The 14,176-nt window shown below is 56.6% G+C and carries 9 protein-coding genes; 3 read left to right on the top strand and 6 right to left on the bottom strand.

Annotated features, from left to right (window positions below):
* Nucleotides 1-14 precede the first annotated feature (14 nt).
* The 3 genes from AB1L30_RS09755 to AB1L30_RS09745 are packed head-to-tail and all read right to left on the bottom strand — an operon-like array spanning nucleotide 15 to nucleotide 4,547.
* The gene (locus AB1L30_RS09755) at nucleotides 15-2,357 is read right to left on the bottom strand and encodes a DUF1553 domain-containing protein (RefSeq protein WP_367013224.1); all 2,343 of its coding nucleotides are present in this window, start codon (nucleotides 2,355-2,357) and stop codon (nucleotides 15-17) included.
* 24 nt (nucleotides 2,358-2,381) lie between these two features.
* Nucleotides 2,382-3,995: a LamG domain-containing protein gene (locus AB1L30_RS09750; protein WP_367013223.1), complete on the bottom strand. Its 1,614-nt coding sequence runs from the start codon at nucleotides 3,993-3,995 to the stop codon at nucleotides 2,382-2,384.
* Nucleotides 3,996-4,010: 15 nt separating this feature from the next.
* Nucleotides 4,011-4,547, bottom strand: coding sequence for a sigma-70 family RNA polymerase sigma factor (locus AB1L30_RS09745; RefSeq protein ID WP_367013222.1), 537 nt, complete (start codon nucleotides 4,545-4,547; stop codon nucleotides 4,011-4,013).
* Nucleotides 4,548-4,946: 399 nt separating this feature from the next.
* Here AB1L30_RS09745 and AB1L30_RS09740 point away from each other — a divergent pair, with 399 nt between their 5' ends.
* Together AB1L30_RS09740 and AB1L30_RS09735 are read left to right on the top strand one after the other, a co-directional pair.
* Nucleotides 4,947-5,912 carry an SgcJ/EcaC family oxidoreductase gene (locus tag AB1L30_RS09740; protein ID WP_367013221.1) on the top strand — a complete coding sequence of 322 codons (966 nt, stop codon included), beginning with the start codon at nucleotides 4,947-4,949 and terminating at the stop codon, nucleotides 5,910-5,912.
* Nucleotides 5,913-5,956: 44 nt separating this feature from the next.
* Nucleotides 5,957-7,600, top strand: coding sequence for a hypothetical protein (locus tag AB1L30_RS09735; protein WP_367013220.1), 1,644 nt, complete (start codon nucleotides 5,957-5,959; stop codon nucleotides 7,598-7,600).
* 81 nt (nucleotides 7,601-7,681) lie between these two features.
* Here AB1L30_RS09735 and AB1L30_RS09730 read toward each other — a convergent pair whose 3' ends face one another.
* Nucleotides 7,682-9,130, bottom strand: coding sequence for a sulfatase-like hydrolase/transferase (locus tag AB1L30_RS09730; protein WP_367013219.1), 1,449 nt, complete (start codon nucleotides 9,128-9,130; stop codon nucleotides 7,682-7,684).
* Between the two features lie 139 nt (nucleotides 9,131-9,269).
* Here AB1L30_RS09730 and AB1L30_RS09725 point away from each other — a divergent pair, with 139 nt between their 5' ends.
* On the top strand, nucleotides 9,270-10,091 hold the full coding sequence (locus tag AB1L30_RS09725; protein WP_367013218.1) for a class I SAM-dependent methyltransferase: 822 nt from the start codon (nucleotides 9,270-9,272) through the stop codon (nucleotides 10,089-10,091).
* On the opposite strand, the gene AB1L30_RS09720 is transcribed toward AB1L30_RS09725, so the two are convergent.
* Together AB1L30_RS09720 and AB1L30_RS09715 are read right to left on the bottom strand one after the other, a co-directional pair.
* Nucleotides 10,068-10,778 (bottom strand): potassium channel family protein, encoded by a 711-nt coding sequence (locus tag AB1L30_RS09720; RefSeq protein ID WP_367013217.1) that lies wholly within the window; start codon nucleotides 10,776-10,778, stop codon nucleotides 10,068-10,070. The two genes, AB1L30_RS09725 and AB1L30_RS09720, sit on opposite strands and share 24 nt — an antisense overlap.
* A 64-nt stretch (nucleotides 10,779-10,842) precedes the next feature.
* The gene (locus AB1L30_RS09715) at nucleotides 10,843-14,172 is read right to left on the bottom strand and encodes a multidrug efflux RND transporter permease subunit (protein WP_367013216.1); all 3,330 of its coding nucleotides are present in this window, start codon (nucleotides 14,170-14,172) and stop codon (nucleotides 10,843-10,845) included.
* Between the last annotated feature and the right edge of the window lie 4 nt (nucleotides 14,173-14,176).

Raw genomic sequence — 14,176 nt, 5'->3', positions numbered from 1 at the left:
ATCGACTCGGTAGGTTAGTTGCGGGTGATGAATTCGTCGAGGTTGAAGATCACACGCGAAACGTGCGTCCAAGCGGCGAGTTCGGCCGCATCCAATTTGCTTTCGGTTGGCTTCAGGCCGATGCCGACCAACTCGGTCGCGGCTTTCGGATCTTGCTGGTAAAGCTCGCGATTCTCCTTCAGGATCTTCGTCAGAATCTCGCGTTCGTAGCTGTCGGGCTCGCGCGAAAGAGCCAGCGTGTAGGCCTTGTTCAGACGAGCCTCGTCGGTCGATTCGGCCTCGGTCAAGACACGTGTCGCGAAGACCCGGGCTGCTTCGATGTAGGTCGGATCGTTCAAAAGCACTAAGGCGGCGACCGGCGTGTTCGACTCAGGGCGTTCGACCGTACATTCTTCGCGGCTCGGTGCGTCGAACGCCTTCAAGCTCGGGTGCAGGAACTGGCGTTGCCAGTGCACGTAGACGGCTCGTCGCCACTGTTGATCGTTTTTGTCGGCGTGGTACTTTCGCTGCGGGAAGTTCAAATGACGGAAGTAACCTTCTGGCTGGTAAGGCTTCACGCTCGGCCCGCCATAGGTCAGGTTCAGCAGGCCACTGACTGCCAGGGCATTATCACGAATCATTTCGGCCGGTCGGCGATGGCGGGATTGATGGGTATACAAGCGGTTGTACGGGTCACGTTGCCGGATCGCTTCCGACTCGTCCGATGCTTGCTGGTAGGCGGCGGTCATGACCAATCGTTTGACCATGCGCTTCACGTCCCAGTCGTGTTCGTAGAAATCGATCGCCAAGGAATCGAGTAGCTCTGGATGGACTGGTGGTTCGCCTTGGCCGCCGAAATCGCCAAGACTGGACGATAGGCCGACACCGTACAGCAAATACCAGAGACGATTGACGAACACACGCGACGTCAAAGCCCCGGAGCCTGACTTGGCATCGACCAGCCAGTTCGCCAGATCGAGACGCGTTGCCCGGTCTCCTTCGGTATTGATCGTTCCCATAAAGGTCGGGATCGCAGGCTCGACGACAGGGCCGCTGTCATCTTGCCAGTTACCTCGAGGCAACACCCGCATCTCGCGTGGCGTAATCGATTCGGTCACCATGGTTAGACGGGCCGCGTCGTTCAACGCTTTGATCTGCTTCTGAAGACGCTCTGTCGTGGCTGCGTCATCGTCGGCCACTTCGGCCAGTTCCGCTTTCAGTGAAGTCAGTTGAGCACGTTCGCGCTGCGAATGAACCTTGATTTCGGGCGGTCTTTTCGTCGGCAAGGCGTTGGTGCCAAACTTGAAATGCTCCGCCTCGTTGACGTCAGCAAAGAACGCGGCCAGGCTGTAGAAGTCTTCGATCGTATAAGGGTCGTATTTGTGCGTGTGGCATTGGGCACAGCCGACCGTGGCACCCATCCAGACCTGGGAAACATTCCGCACACGATCGGCCGCATAGATGGCCAGATATTCTTTTTCCTGCAAACCCCCTTCATGCGTTGTCTGCAGCAAACGGTTGTAGCCTGAGGCGATCTTCTGATCGATCGTCGCATCAGGTAACAGGTCGCCAGCGATCTGTTCTCGCGTGAATTGATCGAACGGCATGTTGGCGTTGAAGGCGTCGAGAACGTAATCGCGGTAGGGAGAAATGTTGTGGTCCTGATCGCCGTGATAACCAACCGTATCGGCGAAACGGACCAAATCGAGCCAATAGGCTGCCATGCGTTCGCCATAACGATCCGACGCCAGCAGACGATCGACGACCTTCTCGAACGCATCAGGCGATTTGTCCAGGACGAAGTCGGCGACTTCTTCGGCGGTTGGTGGCAAGCCGGTCAGGTCGAAGGTCACGCGGCGAATCAGCGTCACTTTGTCCGCTGGCGGGGCAGGCTGCAGGCCTTCCTCTTCCATCCGAGCGAGTAAGTACCGATCGATATCATCCTTTGCCCAGTCGTTGTTTTTGACGTTAGGAACTTCGGTCGATTGCGGTGGCACGTAAGCCCAATGCTGCTGGAAGTGGGCTCCTTCTTCGATCCAACGCTTTAATATTGCGATTTGTTGGGGCGTAAGCCTCTTGCCCGATTCGACCGGTGGCATTCGCGTGTCAGCGTCGGCAATCAGTCGCTGAAAGAACTCGCTTCCCTCGATGTCGCCCGGCACGATTGCGTAGTCCTTGGCCGCTTCTTCATCGTCCAGACGCAGGTCGGCCTGGCGATGTTCCGGGTCAGGACCATGGCAATAGAAGCAGTTTTCCGACAAGATCGGCCGTACGTCGCGGTTATAGTCGAGCGGTTTCTCGGCATGGGCCTGACTGCTGGCTAGAAAGGCCAACAGCAAAGCAATGGTTGACGCCGAGCGGGCAGGGATATAGGACATGACTCGTTTCTTAGGAAGGGAGTTTTAAGTCTTGGATGGGTCAGCGATCATCTCGTAGTGGCGACGGATCTGCTCTTCGCTAAGTGCCTTCCGGTAGATCGCCACCTCGTCGATCTGACCTTCTAGTTGGCGTTGAGGTCGCACTGAATCGAGTTGACCGAGCAGAACCGAATAGGCGGATTGATCGTCGAAGTCGAGGGCATCGAGGATGAACTGAAGCTTGCCGTTGCAGTACAGATAAATTCCATCGGTCCGACGAACAGCAACCACATGCGTCCAGATGCCAGGAGCACACGACTGCGCACTAAAGACGTTCATGCCGCCGGTGTAGGAAGTGGGCGGGTAACGATAAAGCATTCGCACTGTGGCCGGGCGATGGACGACGTTTGTCTTGTTGGCATACTCCAGCACGCAAAGGTGACTCTCTCGCTGGCGATCGTGTTGATCGACCGGCAAGATGCCGAAGAACGTTCCCCAATGCATTCGATCGGTACGAACCCAGAACTCGACGGTGAATTCGCCAGCGTTCAAGCCTTCGATCGGTTCGCTAATCCCGAGGTAGCGTGAATCGGGGCTCTCGCCAAATTGGGCTTTGCCAGCTGAGACGGTCAGCGAACCATCTTGTGGTCCGTGCAGAGTCGCGGCGTAGCGATCCGACATATGATTGCGTACCTGATTGCCGATGAGGTCATCCTCTTCAAAACGCCAATAGACGAGCGGCTCGTCTTCTTTCACCAGGTTGGCATAGCGGGCATCGGTGCTTAGCGAGACATCGTCCACCGGCAGCCGATCGACGCGGTTCTCTGGCGAGAACGGTTTGTTAGCAACCAGCAAGTTGCCAGCGGCAAAGGTCGCGGACTGCTGAGATGAAACGAGTTCGTTTTGAAGGGTATCGCCCGAAGGCCCCAGCAGCGAAGCCATGACCTCACCCTGGTAAACATCGATCGTGCCTGTTTGCTGATCGGTCACGTTGTAAACGAATTCACTCGAACCGGATGCAATGGCCGACACCGGACCGTTGAGCGAGAACGAACGAGTTTCGGGCGGGGTGACGATGGCCGCATGTCCGTGGACCAACGTGGCCTCTTGATCGGAAAGCAGGTGGATCTCACTGGGGCCTTCCAGTTGCAGTCGTACCCCTGAGAGGAACTCGAGCTGCATCTCGCCGCGACTCAAACGCAGGACGCCTGGCTTCACGCGGTCGCCCACATCGAGTAGCGAGTCGGCAGCGGAAGACTCACTTCGCTGCACGACAATCGCCACGGGACGTTGGCCGAGCAGTTGCGTCTCGGTAAAACGTGCGGCGATCGGATCTTCAATTGACGAAGTGAAACGCTCGATACCGATCAGATTCCAGACACCCAGCAGAAGCAGCAGGGAAAGGGCGATGGCGAATGGAATCGCCCACGAGCGATGCGATGTTGAACGCTGTGAGGCGGTCGTAACCGGTTCGCTGCCGAAGCGATGTTCCAGTTCCGCTTCCAGGTCGACTTGTTCGACGTAAGCCTGGCGGAATTCTGGGTCGGCCAAAAGTCGAGCTTCCAGGGCAGCGAACTGCTCGTCGGTCAGTTGGCTGCTGACGACGGCATCGTAGGCCTGACGGGCTTCGCGTTCGAGTTTGAGCGTTTCGGAATTCATTGGGAGCGTTGGGAATTACTCTTCTGCCAAGGCGACGCGGCGACGGACGCATTGGGCTAGTTTGTCTCGGATTCGATCCAGCCGGCGGTAAAGGCTTTTGGCCGTGGTTTGCATTTGCTGGGCAAGCTCGCCGATCGTTACCTCGGATTCGTATCGAGAACGAAGCAGCGAAGCGTCCTGGGCGGTCAGTTGGTCGACGCAGTCCTGAAGGGCTCGGCTGCGACGATTCAGATGTTCGCGCGAGGCGTCGTGGGTTTCGGCTAACGACTGCATCGCGCTCTCGGAGAACACCATGCGATCGCGAGCGATCTTCCGCCGACGCCGCAGCCCCTCGAAGTACGCAAAGCGTTGAGCCCACGGCAGAAAATCCCGCTCAGGATCAAACTCATCGAACTTCTCCCATAAAACGATCGCAGTCGATTGCCACACTTCTTCGGCGTCGTCTGGCCGCGGAAACATCGATCGGATGTACCGCATCAGCGCACGTTCATGCTTCACGATGAGCTCGACAAAAGGTGTCGGATCGCGATCGGAAACATGCGACTGGGACATTCTCGCCTTTAATCGTGGTTGGAAAGGGATTGTGGTTGCTATTAGCTATTCTACCGTGACCGCGCCGATTCCCCTTTTATTTTCGGTCCAACCTTCGAATTCCCCGATTTGAACCTTATGAGGCGGAAAAACCTGGTGCGACTGCCTTGCCAGAGGGGGAAAGGTGGTCTGCAGGAGGTGCCTGGTTCGCACTGCCGACATATCTAGCGGACGACCGACGCAATAAGAGCAAACGGAAAATGCGGGAGGTGAAAAATGGGCGAATATAGCGCAAGTCGTGGTTTTCGGTATTCCGCAGCGGTATGTTGAACTGTGGAAACCTATTGGCCTGACGCTGGTTCCGTTCAGCATATGAACCGCCGCCGAGGCTTGTTTTCGTCCCATCCTGCAAGGTGCGTTATGAAACGAATTGCTTTGAGTTGGCTGCTGGCCGTTGGAATCGCCGGAACAGGCTGGGCCCAGGAAAAGCCGCCTGAGGCTCCCCTGCCAGAGGCTGAAGTTGCTGCCGAGGCAGACAGTCCGGAAGTAACGGTTGAACTGGTTTTAACCGAAGATGAAACGGCCATTCTGGCTGCGGTCGATTCTTACGTCGCCGCATTCAACAAAGGGGATGGCAAAGCCCTGGCTCAACACTGGACCGAGGATGGCGAGTTCGTCATGGAGTCGGGCGAAGTGCTCAAAGGTCATGACGCCATGATCAGTCAGTTCTCTACGTACTTCGAGTCGAACCCGGGCGTGAAGCTGGAACTGACCAACACGCAAATCAAGATGATCTCGCCACGGGTTGCCTCGGAATCGGGTTTGGCCCGGGTGCTTGCCGAAGGCCAAGAGCCGAGCGAGACGGTCTACGAAGCGATCCATGTGAAGACGCCGGAAGGCTGGCGGATCGATAGTGTGAAAGAAGAGGCAGCCCCGGCAGATGCTCCTTCGCACTACGATCACCTGCAGTCGCTGGAATGGATGATTGGCAAGTGGGTCGACAACGCCGAAGAAGGCATGACGATCGAAACGACCGGACGTTGGACCACGAACCAAAACTTCATCGTGCGTACCTTCCGGGTGTTCATTGAAGATCAGGTCGATTTTGAAGGAACACAGGTCATCGGCTGGGATCCGAGCAACGATGCGATTCGTTCGTGGACGTTTGATTCGGACGGAGGTTTCGGCGTCGGACGTTGGTCGAACAATGGAAGTCGCTGGACCGTTCAAGCCTTGAGCGTGCTGCCGGATGGTCGCCGCGCGTCTTCCACCAACATCTATGACGTGGTGGACGAAAACACCGTTCAGTTCAAGTCGATTGGCCGCCAGGTGGATGGCCAGTTGATGCCAAGCATCGAGACACTGACGATCATTCGCGCGGAATAGCCCCGCTTCCTGCACACCCCCACAAAATATCGAGGATGGTTCCCATGAAAATTAATATGACGACGCTGGTAGTCGCGATCATGGCAGGCACGCTCCTTACGGGTGATGCCTTTGCCCGCGGAGGTCGCGGTGGCGGAGGAGGCGGCGGTGGTCACTCGCTAGGTGGCGGCGGAGGTATCTCGCGCCCTGGTGGCGGTGGTGGTCATACCCCATCGATGAGCCGCCCATCGGTCAGCCGACCGTCGATGCCAACAAGCCGACCATCGATTGGCGGCGGTGGTTCTTCGCGGCCATCGATTCAAGCTCCTTCGATCAACCGCCCAACGTCCAGTCGACCGACGATCAGTCGGCCTTCGACCGGTAGCCGACCGAATATTTCGCTTCCTTCGACCGGCGGATCGACCCGACCCAGCATCAACCGACCTGATACCGGCAGCCGACCATCGATCACTATTCCTGGAAGCGGGAACAGTGGCAATCGCCCGGGGATTACGGTCCCTGGTAGTGGTGGTGGAAGCGGAAGTCGCCCTGGCATTACCCGGCCAGGCACTGGCGATCGCCCTTCGTTCACGCGACCTGGTGGCGGTGACTCGAGTTTCTCGCGACCAAGCCGCGATGACCTTCAAGACTTCTTGAACCTGCCAGGGCGTCCAAGTGGTGGTGATCGTCCTTCGATCACGATCCCTGGAGGAGGCAACAACGGCGGAACGCGTCCTGGAACTGGCGACCGACCAGGAGTGATCGATCGACCTGGCACTGGTGACCGTCCCGGTATTGGGGATCGGCCAGGCAGTGGCGACCGACCAGGTACCGGTGATCGTTTCCCGAATCGCCCAGGCAACGGTGGTGATGGAGATCGGCCGGGCAATGGCGGCCGCTTCCCGAACCGTCCCGGCGGCGACCGTCCTAACATTGGGAACGGCAACAATAACAACATCAACATTGGTAACAAGGTCACGATCGATCGTGACAAGAATATCAACAACATTCGCAACAAGTGGAACAACGTCAATATTGATCGTCCTGGCAATCGACATTGGTGGGATGGTGGACGTTACCCGAACAATCCGAACTGGCGTTGGCACACCGGTTGGAATCGCTATCCACCACACTGGTGCTGGCGACCTGCTGCCTGGGGTGCGTTTGGTGGATGGTTTGTTTGGAATGCGTGGACGCAGCCGGTGATCTATGACTACGGCACCAACGTGGTCTACCGAGACAACTACGTGTACGTCAACGATCAGCAGTACGCGACCGCCGATCAGTATTACAACCAGGCCGTTACCATTGCGGATAGCATTCCGCAGAACGTCGACGACCAGAAGGTCGAATGGATGCCGCTGGGCGTGTTCGCAATCGCCGATGAATCGGGAACCGATTCTGGCATGGTGATGCAGTTGGCCGTCAGTAAAGAAGGGATCATCGCAGGTACCTTCTATAACGACGTCACCAAGTCGGACCGTCCACTGGAAGGAATGGTCGATCAAAAGACGCAGCGTGCTGCCTGGAAGTTTGCCGATGACAAGGATCAGGATATCGTCATGGAGACGAGCATTTATAACCTGACCCAGGACGAGGCCACGGCTTTGGTCCACTACGGCGAATCTGATACGCAGACCTGGACACTGGTTCGTTTGGAAGAACCGAAGGATGACGAAGCTGCGGCTCCTACCGGAACAAACTTCTAAGAAGACTTCAGTTGAAACCTGAAAGAAAAGGCGACCCATCGCAGGTCGCCTTTTTTATTGTTGTTCACGAATCGGATCGGACTATTTGGCCGAAAGCGTTTCAAGCACCGGATCGTTGATCGCCTTCATGTGCTGCTGGATCTTGGCATCCAGCTTGGCAGTCACCGCCTTCACTTCTGGCGAATCGGAATCGATCAAGTTGTTTGCCTCGGCCGGATCGTCGGTCAAGTGATAAAGTTCGTCACGGCCTGAGTTCAAATAGTCACGAATCAACTTCCATTCCGGCGTACGATACATCCGCATGTGCGTGTGCGACTGATGCTTCGTGCTGTATTCCGCATAGAAGTCGTTGTCCCATTTCACGTCTTTGCCTTGTAGCAGCGGAACGAAGCTCTCGCCATGGATCTTCACTTCCGCTGGTAACTTGACGTTTGCCATTTCCAACACGGTTGGGAACCAGTCGAGATTCGAGACCGTGTCGTCGATCTTGGTGCCTGGTTTCACTTTGCCAGGCCAACGAACGATCGTCGGGATTCGCAGGGCCAGGTCGTACATGTTAGGACGCTGACCCTTCGGGATGTTCTCGGTGGCGGGTGGATTTTCCGTCAGGACCCAATGACCGTTCCCTTTATGCCAGATTCCGTTGTGACCCATGTTGTAACCATGGTCGCTCGAGAAAATCACGATGGTGTTGTCCTCGAAGCCCTTCGCCTTGAGTGTCTTGAGAATGCGACCCACATTGCGGTCGACCCCAGCCACGCTGGCCAGGTACTCACGCGTCATCTTTTTCACGCGTGGAACGTCGAGTTTTGGGTAATCCGGATTCGGGATCGTGGGATCGAGTTCCGCAAACGGAGCCCAGTCTTCTTCCGCGACGGGGAGCCATGCGGTGTGCGGGGCACGGAAATGAACCGACAGACAAAAGGGTTGGTCCCCCTTTTGTTCCTTCAGAAAGTCGATCGCGAAGTCAGTCAGGATGTCGGTGGTCAGGCCCTCGAACTTTTGGTTCTTGCCATCCTTCTCGAGCGTTGGGTTCTTCGTGGGAGCACCCCCAGTGCGAAAACCGACGAAGTGATCGTAGCCGAACTGAGTCGGGTGCATCGCATCTGGCGTTCCAAGATGCCATTTACCAACCAGGCCGGTATGGTAACCAGCATCTTTCAGCAGTTGCACCCAGGTAACCGTCTCCAGGGGCAAGCCAAGATCTGGTTCACGCTGCGGATGAATCCAATCCTGGATACCGAGTTCCGTTCCGTAGCGACCTGAAATTAACGAGGCCCGCGACGGACTGCAGACTGGGGTCACGGTAAAAGCGTTCGTCAGGTAGGCGCCGTCCTTCACCAGGTTGTCGAGATTCGGCGTCACTGCATGTGGGTAGCCCGATGCCCCCAAGGCCCATCCGGCCTGATCGTCGGTGAACAGAAATAAAATGTTGGGCTGTTCGGTGTCAGCCGCTTCAAGTGTCGAGAACCACGACGCTGCGAATGGGACGAGACAAAGGGCCAGAACAAGTCTTGCAAGTTGGGGCATGGCAATACCTGGGGTCGAGAAGTGATAACTTTTTGCGCTGATAGGCTAGAAATGGGAAACGAGAATTCCCAAATACGCTAAGGTAGGACTGGGACCCCATCCTACTAGAAATCGATTCTGTTTCCCAATTGATTCTTTCGTGAAACCTTTGTCGGCATCTGATCTGACCACATTGCAGCAAACGCTGCTCATTACGCTGCGTGGCAAGGCATTGGAAAGCCAGTTTGCCGACTCAGTGCTCGAAGATCGATTCGCGGCGGATGCAATTGAAAAAGTCGACTTCGATTTCCAGCAAATCCCGCTTACGCACGAAGCGATCGTCGCGATGGCGGTCCGAGCCAAGGTGCTCGACGTGTGGACCAGTCAGTTCCTCAATCAGCATCCCCAGGCCAACGTAATCCATCTGGGATGTGGCCTCGATAGTCGTTTGTTTCGCGTAGATCCGAAGCCGGAAACGGCCTGGTGGGAAATCGATTTTCCGGAGGTCATCCAGCTTCGACGGCAGATCTATCCGCCGCGTTCCGGGTGCACTCTGATTGGTGCCTCGATGCTGGAAGATGCGTGGCTACAGCAGATCCCTCAAGATCGTCCCACGCTCATCGTGGCGGAAGGAGTCTTGGCCTATCTGGACGCAGAGCAGGTCCAGCAGATCTTTCGGTCGATGGTCGCATACTTTGAATCAGGTGAGCTGGCATTCGATGCCTACAACAGTTGGGGCGTGTGGTGGCTGAACCAATTGCCGATCATGCGGAACTCGAAGGAGCAACTTCATTGGCGACTTGATCATCCCCGGCTGCTCGAACAGTCGGTGCCAGGGCTTCGGCTGCAGGAAGAGAACACCGATGGTATTGCTCAGCAGGCGGCCCGCGTCGGATGGTGGATGCGGACTGCATTTCTCACGTCACGTTGGATTCCGCCGCTTCGCCGAATGGGGCAGCTACTTCGCTTCGACTTCGGTTGATTCTCGCTGACTGCTTTGCGGCAGCACGCTCACCAGGCGAGCCACCAGTACCGCCAGGTAGAACTGCCCTGTGACCGATTGCGTCCAGGTCAGCGTTCGCGAAAGATCGGTCTGTGGCGTGATATCTCCATAGCCGAGCGTCGACATCGTCACGAAGCTGAAGTACAGCAGGGTCGCTAGATTTTGCCTCGGCATGGCTTCTTCGCCCGCGATTGCCTTGGGATAAGCGAACGGTTCGGCTTCCATGTAAGTCAACGCTTCGTAGCCAAGTGCCCACATCAGTCCCATGATCAAATAGATGCAGATCGATCCCAGGATCGCATTGGGAGTGGCCTGGTGTTCGACGATGATCGAACGCATCAGAAGCGACGCTGTCAGCGCCAAGAAAAGGAACCCGCCAACGAACCGAGCAATCGAAACCTCGCTGCCTGTGAACACAAGCGAGGCCCAGTGCAGCGAAAGCCCAACAAGTGCCGCGGTGCCAACCACCGAGAATCGAACGCGGCTTCGCCAATTGACCAGTACCGCCGCTAGAAAAACGAGCGACAAACAGGTGACCTGGACGATCTCGCCGAGTTGGGTTTGTTCCAGCAGCGGACCGATAACAACGGCGATCACCAGCGAACCGAGCAAAATGGAAAAACGAATTTGCTCGCCATGTTCTTCCGACTGTCTGGTGAGAAACATTGCATCCCCCTCGGGATTCTAATTGCGATGATATGACGTGGTGACAGATCGCGTCGCCTGGAAGCTATTTCTTCGCAGGCTGAGGTTCTGGCTTGGCTTGAATGCCGAGCCACTCGCCGAGTCCTCGAAATATGACGAAGAACGACGGGACGAAAAGCAACGAAAAAATCGTCGCTGCCATCATACCACCCACCACCGCATTGCCCACCGCCTGACGACTCGCGGCCCCTGCCCCGGCGGCGATCAACAGCGGCAAAAAGCCAAGAATCGAAGAGAACGCCGTCATCAGAATGGCTCGGAATCGAAGCGTAGCGGCCTCGACCGCCGAGTCGATTAACGACTTGCCATCACGGCGCAGTTCCGCGGCGAACTCGACGATCAGAATGGCATTCTTACTAGCGAGGGCCACCAACAGCACCAAACCGATTTGCGTGTAAACGTTGTTATCCGCGCCGCGTGAAAGCAGGGCGATCACCACCCCCAACGCAGAGAGCGGAACGACTGCGATCACCGCCATGGGACTGGTCCAACTCTCGTACTGCGCGGCCAGCACCAGGAACACCAGCAAGATCGACAGGAACAAGATGAACGAAGGATTCTCGGTTAACGACTCCGATTCGCTGAGCAGCTTTTCCTGATACGACATCCCGGTCCATTCGTACGAGATCGAAGGCGGGAACTTGTTGGCTGCCATCTGTTCCATCAAGGTTAGAGCTTCGCCTGAGCTATAACCGGGGGCAGGTTGACCATTGATTTGGGCTGATGGGTAAAGGTTGTACCGCTGAATCACCTGCGGCCCAACCGTGCGTCGAACCGTCGTGAAGGCTCCCAGCGGAATCATTTCTCCTGCCTTGTTTCGCACTTCCAATCGCAGCAAGTCTTCCGGTTCGATGCGGAATCGTTGATCGGCTTGCACGCGAACTTGCCATGTTCGCCCGAACTGGTTGAAGTCGTTCACATAAGCCGAACCCATGAAGGCCTGCATCGTTTCGAAGACGGAGTTCAGCGGAATATCAAGCGACTTGACCTTGGTGCGATCGATCTCGGCATACAACTGGGGCACGTCGGCGCGGAACGTTGTATTGAGACCTTGCAGGCCAGACTGAGCGTTGCCATCGGCGACCATTTCGTCGGTGATCGTTTGCAGTGTGGTCAGCCCTGCCCCGCCGACATCCTGGACTTGCATTTGGAAACCACTGGCATTTCCCAGGCCGTCGATCGGAGGCGGAGGAAACACGATGCAGCTTGCTTCCTTCAACGTTCGTAACTTGGCGTTGATGCGGCCGAGAATGGCCATCTGGCTTAGGCTGGGCGATTTGCGATCTTCCCACGGCTCGAACACAACGGCTACCAGACCGCTGTTCGAGCCTGCGGTACCGCTCAAAATCGAAAAGCCTGCGACAGAAACCCAGTCGGCGACTCCTTCCGTTTCGGCGATGATCTTGTCGATCTCTTTCACCACCTCCACGGTCCGACTCTGAGCCGAGGCGTCCGGGAGTTGAATGTTTACGAATGCGTAGCCCTGATCTTCCAGCGGCAAGAAGCCGTTGGGAATCGATTGCAGGCCATAGCCGGTTGTCACCAGCAAGATCGTGAACAAGACGATCGCAATCGAGATCCGACGGACCAAAGCGGAGACGACCCATTCGTACCGTTTCGTGCCGAAGTCGAAGGCTCGGTTGAATACTCGGAAGAAGCCCCGCAAAAGGCCGTTTAAAAAGGCCGCGCACAACCAGCCTGCCAGGGCGGCGATGATCGGAGCGGCAATCGCGGCGACCGTCGTCGTCCAACCAAGTCCGCCGACAAAGCGAAAAGCCAGCCAGCACCCAACCGCGGCCAGCAGTAGCGCCACCAAGGTTCGGGGCAGGAACTCGCCTCGCTGAGCCGTTTCCTTCGTGGGACGAAGCAGCAGTCCACACAACGCCGGGCTCAGGGAAAGTGCATTCACGGTGCTAAGGGCCACCGCCGCGGAAATCGTCAACGCAAACTGGCGATACATTTCACCGACGATCCCGCCCATGAAGGCAGTCGGAACGAACACGGCCAGCAGCACCAATGTTGTAGCGATCACCGGACCGGTGATTTCGTCCATCGCTTTGACGGCGGCTTCTTTCGGCGACAGCCCTGCGTCGATATGACGCGAAGCGTTTTCAACAACCACGATCGCATCATCCACGACGATTCCGATTGCCAGCACGATTCCGAACAGCGTGAGCATGTTAATCGAGAAGCCGATGCCTGCCATCATGGCAAATGTGCCGATCAATGCAACAGGGATCGCTGCGGTCGGAACCAGCGTGGCTCGCCAGTCCTGCAGGAAGATAAAGATCACCAACACCACTAGCAGCACGGCGATGAAGAGCGTCGAATAAACTTCGGTGATCGAGGCGTCGACAAAGCGGGTCGTGTCGAACGGAATGGAATACGTCATTCCCTGGGGAAACTGCCGCTTCATTCGCTCCATCTGCTCTTTAACCGCCGCGGCCAGATCGAGAGCGTTCGCCCCCGGCAGCTGATAGACTGCAATCGCCGCGCAGCTCGATCCGTTGGAATAGGCGCTGAAGTTATACGATTTCGCCCCCAGTTCGACCGTCGCGACATCTTTCAGCCGGGTAATCCCGTTTCCTTCGCCCGTCTTCAAAATCAGGTCTTCAAACTGGCGAACTTCCGCCAAGCGTCCCTGGGTGTTGATTACCATCTGAAACGCCGTCGCGTCCGACGTGGGTGGTTCGCCAACTCGGCCTGCAGCGACTTGAACATTCTGTTCCTGGATGGCTGCGATCACATCGGCGGTTGTTAGATCACGTGTCTTGAGTTTTGTTGGATCGAGCCAGACTCGCATACTGTAATCGTCCGCTCCGAAGATATTCAATGCTCCAACCCCATCGATACGCCCGAGTTGGTCCCGAAGATTGATCGTCGCGTAATTGCTGAGAAAGAGGCCGTCGTGGTTCGGGTTCTCCGAAGTGAGCGTGATGAACTGAACAATTTGTGTCGACTGCTTCTTCGTCGTCACGCCTTGCCGCCGGACATCTTCCGGCAGCTTGGGATTCGCAATGGCAACCCGGTTTTGCACGAGCACGGTGGCCATGTCCATGTCGGTGCCGGTTTCGAACGTCACGTTCAACGTGTACGAACCATCGTCCGCGCAGGTCGACGACATATAGAGCATGTTCTCGACGCCATTGACTTCCTGTTCAATCGGGGAAGCCACGGTTTCCGCGATCACGTTGGGATTCGCACCTGGGTAAAAGGCGGTGACCTGAACCGTAGGAGGCGTGATCTGCGGGAACTTGGCCACCGGTAACGTCGTTTGAGCCACCGCACCGGCAAGTACGATGACAATCGAAATAACCGTGGCAAAGATCGGCCGATAGATGAAGAAGCGAGACATACGT

Origin of the sequence: Bremerella sp. JC817 (assembly GCF_040718835.1) — a bacterium.
Taxonomy (GTDB): Bacteria; Planctomycetota; Planctomycetia; order Pirellulales; family Pirellulaceae; genus Bremerella.
Note: the sequence above shows the minus strand (reverse complement) of the source record. Positions and strands in the feature narration are given on the sequence as shown.